We start from the raw sequence: 17,539 nt of genomic DNA, 5'->3' as shown, positions 1-17,539 counted from the left end.
CCCCCTCAAGCTGATGGGCCGGATTCAGGCCGAAAGCGGTGCGCACTGGGCCTTCAGCCACTCCAGACGCTCGCCCTCAAGCTGCGGGCCGACGACTTCGAGAACCTTGGCATGGTAGGCGTTTAGCCATTCCAGCTCCGCCTCCGAAAGCATCGCGACATCGGTCAGGCGGCGGTCGATCGGGGCGAAAGTCAGGGTCTCGAAACCCATCGGTTCCAGTTCCGCGCCCGCGATCTCGACATTGTGGACCAGCACGAGGTTCTCGATCCGGATGCCGTATTCGCCGGCCTTGTAGTAACCCGGCTCGTTCGAGAGGATCATGCCCGGAAGCAGAGCCTGTTCCTTGGCGCCGCGGCTCTTGCCCACGTTCTGCGGGCCTTCGTGGACGCCAAGATAGGCGCCGACGCCGTGGCCGGTGCCGTGGGCATAGTCGATCCCCGCCTGCCACAGGAACTGGCGCGCCAGCGTGTCCAATTGGCTGCCGACAGTGCCCTTGGGGAAGATCGCCATGGCGAGCGCGATGTGGCCTTTGAGGACGCGGGTGAAGCGGTCCTTCACTTCGGCGCCCGGAGCGTCGGGGCCGACCCAGACGGTGCGGGTGATGTCGGTCGTGCCGTCATGATACTGGCCGCCCGAATCGACGAGATAGACGCTGTTGGGTTCAAGCGTGCGGTTGGTCTCCTCGCTCACGCGGTAGTGGACGACCGCGCCGTTGGGGCCTGCGCCCGAGATCGTGTCGAACGACAGGTCGGTCAGCTTGTCGCTTTCGGCGCGAAATGCCTCCAGCTTGTCCGAGGCGGCAAGTTCGGTCAGCTCACCCTTGGGGCCTTCGGTTTCGACGAAGTGCAGGAACTTGGCGATGGCCGCGCCGTCGCGGGCCTGGGCGGCGCGGTGGCCGGCCTGTTCGGCATCGGTCTTGATCGCCTTGGGCAGGACGACGGGATCACGCTCTTCCTTGACGGTGGCGCCTGCATCCTCGAGCGCGCGGAAGATCGCGGCGACCGAACGGTCGGGATCGACGGCCACGGTCTTGCCGCCCATCGCGGCCAGTTCATCCTCGAACGCATCGCGGTCACGCACCGAGACGGCATTGCCGAGGTGGGCGATGAGTTCGGGCGTCACCTTGTCGGGCGCGATGAACAGGTCCGCCGTTCCGTCGCTGCGCACGACGGCAAAGGACAAGGCGACCGGCGTGCGCGATACGTCAGAGCCGCGAATGTTGAACAGCCACGCGATCGAATCGAGCGCGGTGATCACGGTCGCGTCGTATTCGTTTTCCTTCAGCCATTCAGCGATCGCGCCGCGCTTGTCGGCGCTGGAACGGCCCGTATAGACCTCGTCATGCGGGCGTGCGGGCGCGCTGCTGCGTTCGGGCTGGTCCTCCCAGACCGAATCGATCGGGTTAGTTTCCACGCCGACCAGCGTGCCGCCCTTCTTCGCCAGAGCCGCCGCCATGCCGTTGGCCCAGCCGCGCGAATGGAGCCACGGGTCGAACCCGATGCGCGCGTTTTCGGTGGCATTTTTGCGCAGCCAGTCGGCAGGGCTGGTGTCGGGGATGCTTTCATAGTCCCAGAACTTGCCGTCGACCTGATCGCGCACCTGCAGGGTGTAGCGGCCGTCGACGAACATCACGGCGCGGTCCAGCGTGACGAGCGCGATGCCTGCCGAGCCGCCGAACCCGGTCAGCCACGCAAGGCGCTGGGCATATTCGCCGACATATTCGCTCATGTGTTCGTCGCTGATCGGGATGACGAATCCGGTGAGATCGCGGCGCTTCAGTTCCTCCCTCAGGGCGTGGAGGCGGGCTTCGTGGGTCTGCATCAGCATCGTGTGGTCTTTCGTATTCGAATTTGGTGTGCCCGGCCCTCGCCTGAGATGGCTCATGCGAAGGCTCTTGTAAGGCTCGTGCGCGCAACATAGGCCCCATGGGGCGGCCTTTCCAGCGAAGTTCCCCTTTGCCATTGCGGGCCGCATCCCCATTTCAGGTTCCCCCGACCTTTCGACTTGTGATGCCGAGGACCAGATACCCTTGAACGACAGCTTGCCAGCAACCGCCCCCATCGCTCCGCCGATCGCCGAAAAACGCGCCCACAGCTTCAGCCACCACGGCATTACCGTGGAGGATCCTTATGCGTGGCTGCGCGATGCCGGCTATCCGAACGTGGCGGACCAGGAAATCCTCGATCACCTGAAGGCCGAGAACGCGTGGTTCGAAACGCGGATGAAGCCGTTCGAAGGGCTGATCGACACGCTGTTTGCCGAAATGCGCGGGCGCATCAAGGAAGACGACAGCTCGGTCCCGACGAAGGACGGCGACTGGTATTACTGGGTCGAATACGAAGCGGGCGCGCAGTACAAGCAGTGGTGGCGCAAGCCTGCCGCGGGTGGCCGCGACGGGACTGAAGGCAAGCAGCTCATGCTGGACGAGAGCGTGCTGGCCGAGGGGCACGAATACTTCAAGCTGGGCTCGTTCTCGGTCAGCCAGGACGGGACGAAGCTGGCCTATTCGGTCGACACCAACGGGTCCGAACGGTTCGAGGCGAAGTTCAAGGACCTCGCCACCGGCGAAATTCTGCCCGACACGATCCCCGGCACGCTGGGCTCGCTGGTCTGGGTCGCGGGCGATACCGGCGTTGTCTATTCGCTGGCGAACGAGAACTGGCGCACCGACAATGCGCGGCTCCACTGGCTGGGCAAGCCGCTGTCGGACGATGTCGAACTGTTCCACGAGGATGACGAGGGCTTCCGCGTCGGGTCCAGCCTGTCTTCGGACGAAAAGTGGCTGCTGATCGGCACGTCGGACCACGAAACCAGCGAAGTGCGCATGGTGCCCGCCGCCGATCCGCTGGCAGAGCCCATCCTCGTCAAACCGCGCAAGACGGGTGTTGAGTACGACATCGATGTCGCGGGCGATGACGTCTACGTCCACGCCAACGACGATCACATAAACTTCCGCCTTGCCCGCGCAAAGCTGTCCGCACCGGGTGACTGGGAGACGGTGATCGCGGGGTCGGACGAATTTTACCTGACCGGATTCGAGCTGTTCAAGGACTTCTTCGTCACCGAAGGGCGCCTGCAGGGCCTCGATCAGGTGCAGCTGCGGTCCTACGACACGCCGACCGAGTTCGAGGCGATCGCATTCCCCGAGGCGAGCTATACCGCCAGCCTCGGCAACAATCCCGAGTACGATACCCAGCTTCTGCAGCTCGGGTATTTCTCGATGGTCACGCCCAGCACGGTCTTCGAATACGATCCGAAGGCAAAGACGCTCGAAACGCTGAAGGTGCAGGAAATCCCTTCGGGCTACGATGCCTCGCAGTACCGGACCGAGCGTGTGATGATCACTGCGCGCGACGGGACCGAGGTTCCCGTATCGCTGATGATGCGCTCCGACACGCCGATGGACGGCAGCGCGCCGCTGCACCTTTACGCCTATGGCGCATACGGCATCGCGATGACGCCCTATTTCTCGACCGGACGGCTAAGCCTTGTCGATCGCGGCTTCATCTATGCCGTGGCGCAGATCCGCGGCGGCGACGATCTGGGCCGCCAGTGGTATCTGGATGGCAAGCTGACCAAGCGGACCAATACGTTCAACGACTTCGTGGACGTGGCCAACGGTCTGATCGCCAAGGGCTATAGCGCGAAGGGCCGCATCACCGCCTCGGGCGGTTCGGCGGGCGGTGAGCTGATGGGCGCGATCGTCAATTCCGATCCCGACCTGTGGGGCGCGGTCGTGGCGCAAGTGCCGTTCGTCGACGTGCTGAACACGATGCTCGACGCCTCGCTGCCGCTGACGCCGGGTGAATGGCCCGAATGGGGCAACCCGATCGAGGACAAGGCCGCGTTCGAACTGATCCGCAGCTATAGTCCCTATGACCAGGTCGCGGCCAAGGACTATCCGCCGATGCTGGTGACGGGCGGGCTGAACGATCCGCGCGTGACTTACTGGGAGCCGACCAAGTGGGTCGCGCGTTTGCGCGAGATGAAGACCGACGACAACGAGCTTCTGCTCAAGATGAACATGGGCGCAGGCCACGGCGGCAAGTCGGGCCGGTTCGAAGGCCTACGCGAAGTGGCCGAGGAATATGCCTTCCTGTTGTGGCAGCTGGGCATGGCTGAACGCGCATGAAGAAGCTTTTCGGCTGGCTGTTCCTGGCCGCCATCGTCTTCGGCATCTGGTTCTTCGGATCGCAGTTCTATGCCGCGCACGATCTGCGCCAGGCCGCGCGCGATGGCGATGTCGCGCGGCTGGAAGGACGCGTCGATTTCCCGGCGTTTCGTGACTCGCTGAAGAGTCAGATCGAGAACCGGATCGAGACCGAGGCTGCCGATCGCGGCGGTCCGCTGGGTTCGCTCGGCTCGAAACTGGCGAAGGCCGGCACCGGCGTCGTGGTCGACACCGTGGTCACGCCCGAAACGGTGGCGCAGATGATCCGCACCGGACAGGCGGCGGGTCTCGTCATCTCGCGCCGGGAAAGCGAGCGTGAGCCGGTTGCATGGCGGTTCGAGCGCGGGGGCTTCAATTCATTCCGCCTCGCCGCAGAAGAAGGCAGCGGCGCGCTGGTATTCCGGCGCGACGGGCTTGGCTGGAAACTCGTGGGGGTCGATCTCGACAATGCCTGATCCGGTTTCTTCATACCGCATGACATTCACGGCAGATGCCGACGTCATCGACTTCATGGGCCACGTGAACAACGCCAATTGGCTCAATTGGGCGCAGGACATCGCGATCGAGCATTGGGAAAAGGTCGCCGACCCCGCCCATGTCGATGCGTACCTGTGGGTCGTGACACGGCACGAGATCGATTACCGCGGCAACGTGGGCGAGGGTGAGAGCGTGATCGCCGAGACCCGCATCGAGAAACCGCCCACTGGTGCGCGCTTCGAACGCCTGATCGACTTCTGGCGCGAGGAAGATGGTGAGCCGGTGGGCAGGCCCATCGTTTCGGTGCGGTCGAACTGGGCGATGATCCAGAAGGACACGGGCCGCCTTGCCCGCGTGCCCGCAGACGTGGCGCGGGCCTTTATCAATATCGGGGACTAACCCTCGGCGCGGCGGTCGGCGTTGCGGCGGTCCTTCATGCGGCGTTCGCGCGAAGGCGGCTCGAAGATCTGGATACGCTCGCTGATCAGGCGGTTTCGGCCCGAATACTTGGCTTCGTAAAGCAGGCGGTCGGCGTGGCTGTAAAGCTGACGCATGGACGATGCGCCGCCCGGCGGACTTTCGATCAGACCCATAGAGGCCGTGACCGGGGCGTCGATCCCCTCGACCTCGTTGGCGATGCGGATCGTGATGGCCCGGCGCAGCTGTTCGGCGCGCTGCTGGATCTGGCTGCCGCGCATCATCACGACGAATTCCTCGCCGCCCATGCGGAAGCCGATGGCATCCTTGTCGCCGGCCAGTACAGCCGCGACTTCCTGCAGCACGCGGTCGCCGGTGGCGTGGCCGAACTTGTCGTTGATCCGCTTGAAGTGATCGAGATCGACCACGGCCAGCGCGTGGAAACCGTCCGAGCGCAGTTCGACGAAACGCTGTTCGAAAGCGCGGCGGTTGAAGATGCCGGTCAGCGGGTCGAGGTCGATAAGATTGGTCAGCGCGTCGAGGCGCGCGTTCACGCGCTCGCGCTCCTTGCGCATGATGTCGACACGATAGAGCACGGCGAAGACGCCCACCGCGACATGCAGGGTGATCGCGCCGACGAAGCCGACATCGACCCACCCGTCACCCATCACCAGGCCAAAGCCGCGCACGGCGTTGAAAAGATAGGCCAGCGACAACGCGGCCCAGCTGCACAGCTGTGCCCATGCGATCCGGCGACCCGACCGGATCGCCATGGCGGCGGAGGCAATGGCAACGGCTGCAAGCGGAATCGGGATGAGCAGGAATGCGATTGCCGTGAGAGGACGCAGGAACGCCAACGGCAGCGCGATGAAAGTCAGTGTCAGCCCCGCCGCGATGACCACCGACTTGAGCAGCTTGCGCATTCCTTCGGGAATGGCCTCCACCTCAAGATAGCTGAGCAGGAATCCGCTGGAAAAGACCATCGGCACCATCAAGGCCAGCATGGAAAGCTGGATCGTGGTTTCCATGCCGATGCCGATGAGGTGATGGATCAGGCCGCTGTGAATGGTGATCAGCGCGATGATGCTGGTTGCCGAGGCGATCTGCCACAGGACATACCCTTCACGCAGGATACGGTGGAACACCGCGTGGTACAGCAGCGGAGTGAGCATCATGCCCAGCAGAAGCGCGATGGCCAGCATGGCATCGTCGCTCCACCCCAAGGCATCGGTCGGCGTCTGCTGTACCTGAAGCGAGGCGCGAGAGGCGATGACGCCCGACCAAGGCTTTTCGATCGCCACGACAAGCCCCGTTGCCCCCTGCATGTCGGGCAGGGGCAGGGCGAATTTCGGGCCGTTCACGAAATGGCCGACGTCTTCCATCGAATAAGTGCGCGACCGCAGCGGCCCGCTGGCGTCCATGACGATCAGGCTGATTCGATCGAACCGCGCGATGTCGGTGACGAAGTGGCTGGGCTTCAGGCCCTTGTTCGCAAAGTCGTCCGGCGTGAAGAACACCCAGCTCACTTGCGGCGTATTTTGCGGATTGCGGCCATTGCAGATCCAGTCTGCACGGGCGGGAAGGCGCGGGTGATCGACGGTTTGCACCAGCCCGGTGGCCGCGAAACAGCTTGCGCGCACGGCCGGAGCCGCCGCCGCCGTTTGCGGCACCAGCAAAGCGCCCAGCAGCATCAAGGCTGCCAGAAATCTGTAAGGCCATCCCACCATCGCCCTGCACGATGGCAGGGATGGCTTGATGTCTGGTTAATGGCCGTGAAACGATTTCCTAGGTGGAAATACCCAGTACGTCGGGCACCGGACGGTAGCCGTATCCCAGTTCCCGCGCGACCGCTTCATAGGTCACTTCGCCCTTGTGGACGTTCAGCCCCTCGGCAAGGTGCGGGTTGTCGCGCATCGCCTGTTCCCAGCCCTTGTCGGCAATGGCCAGCGCGTGGGGCAGGGTCACGTTGTTGAGCGCGTAAGTGCTGGTCCGCGCGACCGCGCCGGGCATGTTGGCGACGCAGTAGTGGACGATGCCGTCGACCACGAAAGTCGGGTCGTCGTGCGTGGTCGGGTGGCTGGTTTCGAAGCAACCGCCCTGGTCGATCGCCACGTCGACAAGGACCGCGCCCTTCTTCATGTCGCCCAGCATCTCGCGGCTGACCAGCTTGGGTGCGGCAGCGCCGGGAATCAGCACTGCGCCGATGACGAGGTCTGCCTCGCACACCGCTTCGTGCAGGTTCGCCTTGTTCGAAAAGCGCGTCTTGGCGCGGCTTTCGAAGTACATGCCAAGCCGTTCGAGCTGTTCGGGGCTGCGGTCGAGGATGGTGACGTCCGCGCCAAGGCCGACGGCCATCTGCGCCGCGTTCCAGCCGACCACGCCGCCGCCGATGACGGTGACTTTGCCCGGCATGACGCCCGGCACGCCGCCCAGCAGCACGCCGCGCCCGCCATGCGCCTTTTCGAGCGCGGTTGCGCCTGCCTGCACGCTCATCCGGCCGGCAACCTGGCTCATGGGCTTGAGCAGCGGCAGCGTGCCGCCCGGGCCGGTGACGGTTTCATAGGCGATAGCGGTTACGCCCGACTTCACCAGATCGGCGGTCTGTTCCGGATCGGGGGCGAGGTGGAGATAGGTGTATAGCACTTGTCCCTCGCGCAGCTTCGCACGTTCGACGGCTTGCGGTTCCTTGACCTTCACGACCATCTCACACTCGGCAAAGATCGGGTCGGGGCCGCCGACGATCTTGGCACCCGCCTCGACATAGTCGGCGTCCTTGGCATCGATGCCGAGCCCTGCACCGCTCTCGATCCAGACCTCGTGCCCGTGGGCGACCAGTTCGTTCACGCTCTCGGGCGTGAGGCCGACGCGATATTCGTGGTTCTTGATTTCCCTGGGACAGCCGATGCGCATTGTCGCTCCTTCGCGCGAAGACCGGGATCATGGCCCGGCATACGATTTCGCGGGTTCGTTACAATTGTAACCGGTTCGGGGCAATCGCCCGCGTGCCGATTCTTTCATAACACGAAGTGGGGGAAGGCGTGCCCGAAGATGCGGGCGATCAGGCGCTATGCTGGGTGAGGGACCCAAAGGGGCGATCAGGCGAGCGCCTTGCGCAAGTCGGCCGGAGAGATCGGCTTGACCAGAACGTGATGCGGATGGTCGCTGGCGATGCGGTCCATCGACTTCGGCTCGTTAGAACCGGTGATGAAGACGATCTTGGTATCGGGCAGTTCGCGGTGGATCACTTCGGCCACGTCCACCCCATCGCGCGGGCCGCCAAGGCGTAGGTCCATCAGGACGAAGTCGGGTTTGACGGCGAGGATCGTTTCTTCCGCGCTGTCGGCATCGTGCGCCATGCCCACGACATCGGACCCGTGAAAGACACAAAGATCCTGAAGGTATTCCGAAATCAGCACGTCATCATCGACGATGACGATGCGGCGCGGTCTATCCAAGGTGTGGGTTTTCAAGCGATTTGCGGGGGAAGTCGATGGTGACGGTGGTCCCGTTGTCGTCTGTGACACTGATCTCTCCCTTAAGCTGTTTTACAAGCGCCCTCACGATGCGCGATCCCACGCCGCCCTTGTCCAGGCGGTTAGGGTCAAAGCCGGAAACCGTCGATCCGTCATCGGCCACGGTCAGGCGGCACCACTCTTCATCCAGTTCGCGGCAGTCTACGCGGATCGTTCCCGAAACACCAATCGGGAAGGCATGGACGATCGCGTTGATCAAAAGCTCGTTCACCAGCAGTCCGATGGCATTCGCCGCTTCGAAATCGACGACCATCGTGGCCGACCGGCATTCCAGATTGACGTCGCTTTCCTCAAGCCCGTGGGCCTGTGCGATATTGTCGGTCAACCGGCCGAGATAGTCGGAAAGGCTGATCCGCGAGAACGAATTGGACGCCAGCAGCATCTGGTGCACCGTTGCCAATGCGCGGACGCGGGCGGACATGGCGTCAAGCGCGTGGTGCGCATATCCGTCGGGCAGGCGCGATTTTTCAAACGCGAGCAAAGCGTCGATACGCTGCAGGTTGTTCTTCACGCGGTGATAAATCTCGCGCAGCAGCGTCTCTTTCTCGTCCGCGGTGCGGCGCAGTTGTTCCAGCATCGCCGCCTGCTCCGCCTCGGCCCGGTTGAGGCGCGCGGCTGCACCCAGGACGGCGGCACAGCCCAGCACGATCATCGCATTGGCCATCAGTGCGAGGCGGAATGACTGGGTGATCATGCCGTTATCCGATGCGAGCAGGCCGATCAGCGCGAGGACCAGAGGCATGAAGAAGAAGAACGGCAGCAGCATGCGCGCAGACTGGCTGCCGCCCAGCGGTCCGCGCATCAGTTCGACCCAGCCGCCGTGCGCATCGCGCAGCATGACGGCGGGGAACAACAGCGTGAAGGCGCCCGCCGTCTGCACCGACATTGCCGCCATCGGCTTCACCCTGGTGAAAGAGTTGGGATCCAGCAGGTATGTCAGCAGCACCGAGGTCGCCACGATCATGCCCAGCGTGAGAAGGCCATGAAACAACGGGCGATAACGCGCCATGTCGCCCGCCATTACAAGGCCTGCGACACCCAGCAGGAAGAAGCAAAGCGACGTGGGAAGTGACATCGCGTCGTGCGGCCTGCCCAGCGTGCGCGGCCAGACGTCCCCATCGATGCCGTTGGGCATGACGCCCGTCGCCAGAACGACGAAATTGAGCAGCGCGAACAAGGCGACAAGGCCAGATACGACCTTCAGCGCGAGGATGTTGTTCTTCACCGGCCACATGGCGGCGAGGAAATGGACTGTGGCAATGGCGTAGAGACCGAAAGCGGTGGTCGGCATGATACCGGGGCGGTCGGAGCCCAGCCGCACAAAGTGTTCCATGCCCGCGCCCCATCCGAAGACGAGCACGAATATGCTGAACAACGCCACCAGCACCAGCAGCGCACGCTTCACGACTAAAACGCTCGTCGGCAAGGGCAGGCCCCCGCCGGCAGCCAATTGCATCATCCCTCCGCTCCACCATCATTGGGGGTAATGGTGGCGCCTTGCCCGGGCCAGCGGCCCGGCATCCGTTATGCTGTTCGCATAGCCAACCGATGACCGGCCAAGACGCGAATCGAATTCGGGGACGTTACCTCAGACCCCGTAAACACATCATGAGGGTAAAAGGTACAATGCCGCAATGCCATTGGTTCTTTGGCGAGGGTCAGAGCGGATTTCCATCGCGGTCGCGGTAGATCTCGCGCCGCCCGACGTGGTTCGCGGGGCCGACAAGGCCGTCCTTTTCCATGCGTTCGATCCACTTGGACGCGGTGTTGTAACCCACGCCCATCTGCCGCTGGATCCAGCTGGCCGAGGCCTTCTGGTTCTCGAAAACCATCTGGCAGACCTGCATGTACTTGCGCTGTTCGGGATCGTCCGACGCCCCGTCGAGATCGTCGAAGGAGAAGCCGCCGTCCTCGGGTTCCTCGGTGACCGAATCGACATATTCGGGCGATCCCTGGCCGCGCCAGAAGTTCGCCACTTCCTCCACTTCCTCGTCCGACACGAAAGGCCCGTGGACACGGGTGAGGGGCTTCGAACTTGCCTTGTAGAGCATGTCGCCCTTGCCCAGCAGCTGTTCCGCACCCTGTTCGCCAAGGATCGTGCGGCTGTCGATGCGGCTGGTGACGTGGAAGGAAATGCGGGTCGGCATGTTCGCCTTGATGACGCCGGTGATGACGTCGACCGACGGGCGCTGCGTCGCCATGATGAGGTGAATGCCCGCCGCGCGCGATTTCTGGGACAGGCGCTGGATGAGGACCTCGATCTCTTTGCCCACCGTGATCATGAGGTCGGCAAGCTCGTCCACGATCAGCACGATCTGGGGCAGGACTTCGTAGTCGAGCTGCTCTTCCTCGAAGATCTCCTCGCCCGTTTCGGGGTCGAACCCGGTCTGGACGCGGCGGCCCAGCGGCTTGCCCTTGGCCTTGGCGACTTTCACCTTCTCGTTGAACCCGGCAAGATTGCGCGAGCCGATCGAGCTCATCATCCGGTAACGACGCTCCATCTCCTCGACCGCCCACTTCAGCGCGCGGACCGACTTCTGCGGCTCTGTCACCACGGGCGAGAGCAGGTGCGGGATGTCGTCGTAAGTCTTGAGTTCCAGCACCTTGGGATCGATCAGGATCAAGCGGCACTCGGCAGGGGTCAGGCGGTAGAGCAGCGACAGCAGGATCGCGTTCAGACCTACCGACTTGCCCGAACCCGTCGTACCGGCAACCAGCAGGTGTGGCATGGCGGCAAGGTCGGCGACGATCGGCTCGCCCGCGATGTCCTTGCCCAGGATGATCGGCAGCATGCCCTTGTGATCGCCGAACGCGGCACTTTCGATCAGTTCGCGGAATGACACCATCTGCCGGTCCGCATTGGGCAGTTCGATGCCCATGACGGTCTTGCCCGGAATGGCGGAAACCCGGGCGGAAATCGCGCTCATGTTCCTTGCGATGTCGTCGGCAAGGCCCATGACGCGCGCGGCCTTGATGCCGGGTGCGGGTTCCAGTTCGTACATCGTGACGACGGGGCCGGTGCGAACGGCGGTGATCTCGCCCTTCACGTTGAAATCTTCCAGCACGTTTTCGAGCAGGCGGGCGTTGCGTTCCAGCGCCAGCTTGTCGAGCTTTTGCCCGCTCTGGTCCGGCACTTCGGCCAGCAGGTCGGGGCTGGGCAGGGTATAGTCGGCGTTGAAGAAGTCGCCCTGTTTGGGCTTGGTCTTCGCCTTGGTGGCGGGCTTGGGCGGCGCGGTCGGGTCGCTGATCTCCGGCGCGCGGCGCGGGGCGGCGGTCTCGACCATGTCTGGCTCATCGTCGACGATCGTCTCGCGCTTCGCCTTCTTCGCCTTTTTCGCGGTGCGCGGGGTTTCGACCACGTCGTAGTCATCTTCGTCTGCGCGGTCGCGGCGCAGGGCAAGCGGGAGCGTCAGCAGGCCTGCCCAGTCGATCGCGAAGACGCGGCCTGCGATATAGGCACCGCCCAGCAGGAACACGACGGCAAGGCCAAGGATGACCCAGCCCGAGTAGGCTGCGGGCGCAAAGTTCGACAGCGAATAGATCAGCTTCGATCCGGCAAGCCCCGCAACCCCGCCCATACCGGCAGGAAGGCCCCAGACCGGCCCTTCGACCAGCAGCGCCATGACGGTGGCCAGCAGGATCATGGCAAGAGCCAGCAAGGCAAGCGGCCGCCACCAGTGGGGGCGGGCCTCGACCTGTTCCTCGTCGGCAAGCTGCCACAAGCGGCGGGCGAAGACCCACAGCATCGGCAGGATCAGGACGGCGACGGGGCCGAAAGCCAGGAACAGCGCATCGGCGGCATAGGCGCCGGGCGCGCCCATCCAGTTGGCAGGGCCACCGCCCGCCGCGGTCGAGAACGAGGCGTCGGTCTGCTCGTAGCTGACCATGGCAAGCGCGAGGAACAGCGCGAACAACAGCAGTGCGCCCGCGCCCAGCAGTTCGCCGGTGCGGTTCACACTGCGCTTCAGCGCGGCACGCCAGTCGGGCGCGCCTCTTGCGGCTCGTGTCGCCATTGCCTCAAAATCCCTGTTCGAACAGCCGCGAATTATGCTCTGCGCGGGCGAAGGGGGTCAATCAGCGCGAGGGAGCCTGTGGGTATCGTCAAAAGCCCCTGATTTCAGGCAAGCCCGTCGATGGCCGCCCAGCCATGCGGCTCGACCTGAAGCGCGCGGTACGCATCCATCCCGCCGAGCATGACGGCAGGCACCAGGGCGTGCTGCGCCAGCAACCTTGCCCGCACCACGCCCAGCACACCCGCGCCGGGATGCGACCGGGTTGGGTAGACCGGCGAGATCATCGCCAGATCCGCCTCTGCCCGATGCGCTTCTCCCAGTTCGCGCAGGGAATGGACCGTCGCGATGCGCAGCAAGCCGTGCCCGCCCGCAACGGCGGCAGGCGCTCCGTAAACTGCGTCCGCGCCCCAGCGCCGCGCTTTCGCAGGCGTATCGGCCAGCGCGACGGTGTGCCCGCGCCGCCGCGCCACGCGTTTGACCTGCTCGAACCGCTTGCGCCGCGCGGCTGCGTCGAGGTGGTAGTGCCGGAACACGAACCCGCTGCCCATTGGCAGGCGCATCAGAATGTCCTCCAGCGAAGCGTCGTTGCGCGCGTCGCTGATAAGCCAGATCGCAGGCCAGAATGAAGAAGGGCAAGGTTGGGTATGGATTGGCGGCACGCACTCGCTATAGCAGCGCGCCATGGCCGGAACAGCACTGAACCAGATCGCAGACGATATCGCTCGCAACGCCCGGATTGCTCGCCGCAAGCCCGAGGACGTGACCCTGATCGCCATTTCCAAGACGAAAACGGCAGACGAGATCGAGCCTCTTTTGGAAGAATGCCACCGCGTCTTCGGCGAAAACCGCGTGCAGGAAGCGCAGGCTAAGTGGCCGGACCTGAAAGCGCGCTATCCCGACGTGAAGCTGCATCTTGTCGGCCAGCTCCAGTCGAACAAGGCCGATGATGCGGTCGCATTGTTCGACGCGATCCACTCGCTCGACCGGTCGAGCCTCGTGAAGGCGCTGGCCAAGGCGTTCGAAAAGGCCGGGCGCACCGTGCCGTGCTTCGTACAGGTCAACATCGGGGACGAGGACCAGAAGGGCGGCTGCGCGATTGCCGACCTGCCTGCGCTCCTCGCCGAAGCTCGCGAGGCGGGTATTCCGGTCGAAGGCCTGATGTGCGTGCCCCCCGCCGACGTCGAGGCCGCGCCCTATTTCGCTTTGCTCGCCAAGCTGGCGGCGGAACACGGCCTTTCGGGGCTGTCGATGGGGATGAGCGGCGATTTCGAGACCGCGATCATGCTGGGCGCGACGCACGTGCGCATCGGCACCGCGCTGTTCGGCGCGCGCGACTGACAACGCGGGGGAACTGCCTGCCGCCCCTGCCGGTTGAAGGGGCAAAGGAGTTTTCATGAGCAATGTCACGATCACGCGTAACGACGGCGAAGGCCGCGGCGCCTATCATGCAACTGTCGACGGCCAGCAGACGCAGGCCGAACTGACCTATCGCAAGGACGACGGCGGCAAGGTCCTCGTCGCCGACCACACTTTTGTGCCGAATGATCTGCGCGGCAAAGGGATTGCCGGCAAGCTGGTCGACGCCCTTGTCGCCGATGCGCGCGAGGAAGGTTTCAAGATCAGGCCGGTGTGCAGTTATGTCGTCGCCGCGTTCCGGCGCAATCCGGACTGGGACGACGTCGAGGCCTGACCGGCGCATGGCGGAGTTTCCTTTTCCGCCCAGACAATTGACATTTGTCATCTTTACGTCCCGAATACCGGCCTTAGCCTTCTGGCTACCGGGCCGACGAGTCGCGCCGGTCCGCCTTTGAACTGTCCGGATGTGGGGAGACAGGTAAATGGCATTTGTACGAAATACGGGTTCGATTCTCGCGCTGGTCGCGGCCGCCGGTCTGGCGGCGACGCCGGCCATGGCGCGCAAGGCAAGCACGCTGACCGACATCAACGGCATGCACGCATCGAGTGCGGAGAGCGAGCTTCAGGATCGCGGCTTCAAGTATATCGACGGGCACAAGGGCGGTTACGGCGCCAGCTATTCCAACTGGTGGCACAAGGGTGACCGCGACTGCGTGACGGTCGAGGTGATGGACGGCCGGGTCATGACCATCAACGACGTGGTTCCGCAGGATTGCGGTCATACCGAGAAAGGTCATTCCGGCGCGGGTGCGGCGGTTGCCGCCGTTGCGGGTGCGGCCCTTCTGGGCGCGCTGCTGTCGCACAAGTCGAAGCATCACGATGATGGCGAACACTACGACGATGCCGAGGCGGAGCGTCAGTACGACCGCGGCTATAACGACGGTCTGCACAATGTTGCCTATCACAACTACGACAAGACCGATGCCTATTCGTCAGGCTATTCGGCCGGTGTCGACCAGCGCCGGCACAACACCAGCTATCACCACGGCAGCGGCGGCTATCGCGAAAAGGCGAAATTCTCCGACCTTCAGGGCATTCGCGCCCGTAACTTCGGTAGCGAACTGGAAAGCCGCGGTTTCCGCAACGTTGATGGCTTCAAATCGGGCAACACGGCCTACACGATCTGGTCACGCCCTGCGTCGCGTCAGTGCCTGCAAGTGACAGTTGCTGATGGCCGCGTCTACGACATCCGCGACATCGGCCAGCACCCCAAGTGCTGATCTGACGGGGCGGGCTTCCGGGCCCGCCCATTAGAAACAAAGCGGTGCCGTAACGAAAGCGGGGCGAGGTGTTCGCTGCCACCTCGCCCCTTTTCGTGCGCGGTGTTTGGGGACGCGCGCGAAATGCTGTTGCGAACTACGTCAGTTGCAGTTCTTCGAATTGCCCCGGCAGGGCTGCCCGCCCGGGTTCGTCGGCGTGGTACCGCCGCCTGTGTCCGTTCCGCCACCTGTGCCGGTGCCGCCGCCAGTATCGGTGCTGCCGCCGCCGCTGTTGGATCCGCCACCAGTGGTGCTACCCGATTCGACCTGGCCCCCGCCATTGCCGTTCGAAGTCGATGCCGAGGCATAAGCGTTCGTCGCATCCAGATCGCTTTCCAGCGAACTTCCCGAAGCGCCGACATTCGCACCAAGAACCAGCGCGGCCGCGCCAAGTCCCGGGCCGACAACGGCCAGTATCAGCGCGTATTCGGCCGCCGACCCACCGTTTTCGTCTTTCCAGAACCGCTTCAACATCGTCCGTAATCCCTGTTAGTCGAACGCCCCGCAGTGCTGGTTGGGGGGAAGCACCACGGAACGCCCGATGTTCTACAGATACGCGTGCCCGGACCGGCGAAGAAGCTTGGTCATTTCCATGACAGAACTCTTCATCGACTTAACGGACACGCACGTGCGCGGTCTGGAGACTAGGCGGCAAAGGTTAAGAGGCCGCAAACCAAGGTTGCGGGCCGTTCCGGTAACGATTTGCGGGGTGGGCGGATGGTGCTGCTGGGGAGGATTGAACTCCCGACCTCACCCTTACCAAGGGTGCGCTCTACCACTGAGCTACAGCAGCAAGACCATCGCAAGGCGATTCGCAGGGCAAGTGCCCGCCGGTCTGATGGGACCGCATCGCAGGGGCGCGCTATTGGCGGGGGCATGGCGCCTTGTCAAGCACAGCGTATGCCTCATGCGGCGACTTGCGGTTCGACGGGGACGGTGCCATCGCAGTCCGATGAGCGAAAAGCAGGAAAAGTCAGGGGCGATACCCGCGGAAACCCGCGAAGAACGGCTGGCGCGGCAGCTTCGTGAGAACCTGAAGCGGCGCAAGGCACAGGCCCGTGCGATGAAGCCGGCTGGCGATAAAACCGTACGCCAAGACGACTGAAAAACGCGTCACGCCCCGCTTTTGCACATCCCGTCGCGGAACGCTTTTGCGTCAAGGCCGAATCGGTTAATTCTGTAACAATCCGATCCATGCTATACGCGGGAACATGATGGGACTGGCTACACGCAAATTTCGCCGCGCGGCGGTGGCGGCCTTTTCGGCCTCCGCGCTGCTTTTCTCCGCCAATCCGGCAAGCGCCGATAACGCGCCTGCGCAGACGTTCGACGAGTTTATAAACGGTCCGAACGGCGCAGTGCTCGACGGGCGCGAGGCTGATCCGGTCGGTACCGGCCTTCGTCAGAACCTCTTTGCCGTCGCCCGCCCCGACAAGGGCCGCATCGGCGTTGCCGCGATGGATCTTTCGACGGGACAGACCGTCTCGATCCTCGGCGACCAGGCTTTCCCGATGGCCAGCACGTCGAAAATCGCGATTGCCGCGACTTTCCTCGCAGGCGTGGACGCGGGACGTTACCGCCTTGATGACAAGTATCCGCTGATGATCCCGGTCGCATCGCGCCCGTTTTCGAGCAGCATTGCCCCGGTAAAGCCCGGCATGGAGCTGACCGCACGCAGCCTCATCGAACTGATGATCACGCGCAGCGACAATACCGCGACAGACGCGATGCTGAAGGCCGTGGGCGGCCCGGCGGAAGTCACCAAGTGGATGCGCGACAAGGGCTTTGAACGGTTTCGCATCGACCGCGACATCGCGACGCTGGTGCGCGACGATGGCGAATTCGATCCGGCCACGGGTGCGGACCAGCGCGATTCGACCCCGCCGAACGAGATGGTTCGCCTGATCGCGGGCCTCTACAAGGGCGAATGGCTGTCAGGTTCCAGCACCGATGTCGTGATCGGCGCGATGACCCGTACCGTCACCGGCAGCCGCCGCATGAAGGCCGGCCTGCCGCGCGGAATTGATTTCGGTCACAAGACCGGCACGCTCAACAATACGGCAAGCGATGTCGGCTTTGTCGAAATGCCCGATGGCCGCGTCGTCGTGATGGCGATCTACGTCACCGGACAGGGCGGCCGCCCGCAGCGTGACGCCCGTATCGCGGAAATTACCCGCACGCTCTATGCAGGCTTTGCCAATCCGCGCTTTGCGGCGAGTGCGTCGAACGACAACACGCGGGTGCGCTAACGTC

Annotated in this window: 16 protein-coding genes and 1 tRNA gene; 8 read left to right on the top strand and 9 right to left on the bottom strand. The window is 63.9% G+C overall.

Going from position 1 to position 17,539, the window contains the following annotated elements; translation table 11 throughout:
- Nucleotides 1-24: 24 nt before the first annotated feature.
- Nucleotides 25-1,821: an aminopeptidase P family protein gene (locus KIH45_RS08310; RefSeq protein WP_213175732.1), complete on the bottom strand. Its 1,797-nt coding sequence runs from the start codon at nt 1,819-1,821 to the stop codon at nt 25-27.
- Nucleotides 1,822-2,041: 220 nt separating this feature from the next.
- On the opposite strand from KIH45_RS08310, the gene KIH45_RS08305 reads away from it, so the two are divergent.
- The 3 genes from KIH45_RS08305 to KIH45_RS08295 are packed head-to-tail and all read left to right on the top strand — an operon-like array spanning nt 2,042 to nt 5,047.
- Nucleotides 2,042-4,132: a S9 family peptidase gene (locus KIH45_RS08305; RefSeq protein WP_225899767.1), complete on the top strand. Its 2,091-nt coding sequence runs from the start codon at nt 2,042-2,044 to the stop codon at nt 4,130-4,132.
- On the top strand, nt 4,129-4,626 hold the full coding sequence (locus KIH45_RS08300; protein WP_213175542.1) for a DUF2939 domain-containing protein: 498 nt from the start codon (nt 4,129-4,131) through the stop codon (nt 4,624-4,626). The genes KIH45_RS08305 and KIH45_RS08300 overlap by 4 nt, the downstream gene beginning before the upstream one ends.
- A 19-nt stretch (nt 4,627-4,645) precedes the next feature.
- Nucleotides 4,646-5,047, top strand: coding sequence for an acyl-CoA thioesterase (locus tag KIH45_RS08295; protein ID WP_237688758.1), 402 nt, complete (start codon nt 4,646-4,648; stop codon nt 5,045-5,047).
- Here KIH45_RS08295 and KIH45_RS08290 read toward each other — a convergent pair.
- The 6 genes from KIH45_RS08290 to KIH45_RS08265 all read right to left on the bottom strand — a co-directional run bounded on the left by KIH45_RS08290 (nt 5,044) and on the right by KIH45_RS08265 (nt 13,294).
- The gene (locus KIH45_RS08290; RefSeq protein ID WP_213175540.1) at nt 5,044-6,792 is read right to left on the bottom strand and encodes a sensor domain-containing diguanylate cyclase; all 1,749 of its coding nucleotides are present in this window, start codon (nt 6,790-6,792) and stop codon (nt 5,044-5,046) included. The genes KIH45_RS08295 and KIH45_RS08290 overlap by 4 nt on opposite strands.
- A 58-nt stretch (nt 6,793-6,850) precedes the next feature.
- Complete coding sequence (gene ald / locus KIH45_RS08285) at nt 6,851-7,975, bottom strand: alanine dehydrogenase (protein ID WP_213175539.1); 1,125 nt, start codon at nt 7,973-7,975, stop codon at nt 6,851-6,853.
- 185 nt (nt 7,976-8,160) lie between these two features.
- A complete protein-coding gene (locus KIH45_RS08280) occupies nt 8,161-8,520 on the bottom strand; it encodes a response regulator (RefSeq protein ID WP_213175538.1) in 360 nt (119 codons plus the stop codon).
- Complete coding sequence (locus KIH45_RS19455; RefSeq protein ID WP_213175537.1) at nt 8,513-10,003, bottom strand: sensor histidine kinase; 1,491 nt, start codon at nt 10,001-10,003, stop codon at nt 8,513-8,515. The genes KIH45_RS08280 and KIH45_RS19455 overlap by 8 nt, the downstream gene beginning before the upstream one ends.
- A gap of 253 nt (nt 10,004-10,256) precedes the next feature.
- The gene (locus KIH45_RS08270; protein WP_213175536.1) at nt 10,257-12,611 is read right to left on the bottom strand and encodes an FtsK/SpoIIIE family DNA translocase; all 2,355 of its coding nucleotides are present in this window, start codon (nt 12,609-12,611) and stop codon (nt 10,257-10,259) included.
- A 104-nt stretch (nt 12,612-12,715) separates the two neighbouring features.
- Nucleotides 12,716-13,294 carry a thiamine phosphate synthase gene (locus KIH45_RS08265; RefSeq protein ID WP_213175535.1) on the bottom strand — a complete coding sequence of 193 codons (579 nt, stop codon included), beginning with the start codon at nt 13,292-13,294 and terminating at the stop codon, nt 12,716-12,718.
- Here KIH45_RS08265 and KIH45_RS08260 point away from each other — a divergent pair.
- The 3 genes from KIH45_RS08260 (at nt 13,293) to KIH45_RS08250 (ending at nt 15,247) form a co-directional block, all read left to right on the top strand.
- A complete protein-coding gene (locus KIH45_RS08260; protein ID WP_213175534.1) occupies nt 13,293-13,949 on the top strand; it encodes a YggS family pyridoxal phosphate-dependent enzyme in 657 nt (218 codons plus the stop codon). The genes KIH45_RS08265 and KIH45_RS08260 overlap by 2 nt on opposite strands.
- A 55-nt stretch (nt 13,950-14,004) precedes the next feature.
- Nucleotides 14,005-14,301: a GNAT family N-acetyltransferase gene (locus KIH45_RS08255; protein WP_213175533.1), complete on the top strand. Its 297-nt coding sequence runs from the start codon at nt 14,005-14,007 to the stop codon at nt 14,299-14,301.
- 148 nt (nt 14,302-14,449) lie between these two features.
- Nucleotides 14,450-15,247 (top strand): hypothetical protein, encoded by a 798-nt coding sequence (locus tag KIH45_RS08250; RefSeq protein ID WP_213175532.1) that lies wholly within the window; start codon nt 14,450-14,452, stop codon nt 15,245-15,247.
- A 141-nt stretch (nt 15,248-15,388) separates the two neighbouring features.
- Here the strand turns inward: KIH45_RS08250 and KIH45_RS08245 are convergent, their stop codons facing one another.
- A complete protein-coding gene (locus tag KIH45_RS08245; RefSeq protein ID WP_213175531.1) occupies nt 15,389-15,760 on the bottom strand; it encodes a Flp family type IVb pilin in 372 nt (123 codons plus the stop codon).
- Between the two features lie 244 nt (nt 15,761-16,004).
- A tRNA-Thr gene (locus tag KIH45_RS08240) sits at nt 16,005-16,079 on the bottom strand.
- A gap of 159 nt (nt 16,080-16,238) precedes the next feature.
- Here KIH45_RS08240 and KIH45_RS08235 point away from each other — a divergent pair.
- Nucleotides 16,239-16,391, top strand: a complete 153-nt coding sequence (locus tag KIH45_RS08235; RefSeq protein ID WP_213175530.1) for a hypothetical protein — start codon at nt 16,239-16,241, stop codon at nt 16,389-16,391.
- Nucleotides 16,392-16,497: 106 nt separating this feature from the next.
- A complete protein-coding gene (locus KIH45_RS08230; RefSeq protein ID WP_225899765.1) occupies nt 16,498-17,535 on the top strand; it encodes a serine hydrolase in 1,038 nt (345 codons plus the stop codon).
- The last annotated feature ends 4 nt before the right edge of the window (nt 17,536-17,539 follow it).

Source organism: Croceicoccus gelatinilyticus, from assembly GCF_018398395.1.
GTDB classification, from domain to species: Bacteria; Pseudomonadota; Alphaproteobacteria; order Sphingomonadales; family Sphingomonadaceae; genus Croceicoccus; species Croceicoccus gelatinilyticus.
This window is presented reverse-complemented; position numbering and strand designations above follow the sequence as displayed.

Coding starts and splice junctions, on each gene's coding strand:
- KIH45_RS08310 (WP_213175732.1), bottom strand. CDS start 1,821: ATGCAGACCCACGAAGCCCGCCTCCACGCCCTGAGGGAGGAACTGAAG.
- KIH45_RS08300 (WP_213175542.1), top strand. CDS start 4,129: ATGAAGAAGCTTTTCGGCTGGCTGTTCCTGGCCGCCATCGTCTTCGGC.
- KIH45_RS08295 (WP_237688758.1), top strand. CDS start 4,646: ATGACATTCACGGCAGATGCCGACGTCATCGACTTCATGGGCCACGTG.
- KIH45_RS08290 (WP_213175540.1), bottom strand. CDS start 6,792: ATGGTGGGATGGCCTTACAGATTTCTGGCAGCCTTGATGCTGCTGGGC.
- ald (WP_213175539.1), bottom strand. CDS start 7,975: ATGCGCATCGGCTGTCCCAGGGAAATCAAGAACCACGAATATCGCGTC.
- KIH45_RS08270 (WP_213175536.1), bottom strand. CDS start 12,611: ATGGCGACACGAGCCGCAAGAGGCGCGCCCGACTGGCGTGCCGCGCTG.
- KIH45_RS08260 (WP_213175534.1), top strand. CDS start 13,293: ATGGCCGGAACAGCACTGAACCAGATCGCAGACGATATCGCTCGCAAC.
- KIH45_RS08265 (WP_213175535.1), bottom strand. CDS start 13,294: ATGGCGCGCTGCTATAGCGAGTGCGTGCCGCCAATCCATACCCAACCT.
- KIH45_RS08255 (WP_213175533.1), top strand. CDS start 14,005: ATGAGCAATGTCACGATCACGCGTAACGACGGCGAAGGCCGCGGCGCC.
- KIH45_RS08250 (WP_213175532.1), top strand. CDS start 14,450: ATGGCATTTGTACGAAATACGGGTTCGATTCTCGCGCTGGTCGCGGCC.
- KIH45_RS08245 (WP_213175531.1), bottom strand. CDS start 15,760: ATGTTGAAGCGGTTCTGGAAAGACGAAAACGGTGGGTCGGCGGCCGAA.
- KIH45_RS08235 (WP_213175530.1), top strand. CDS start 16,239: ATGAGCGAAAAGCAGGAAAAGTCAGGGGCGATACCCGCGGAAACCCGC.
- KIH45_RS08230 (WP_225899765.1), top strand. CDS start 16,498: ATGATGGGACTGGCTACACGCAAATTTCGCCGCGCGGCGGTGGCGGCC.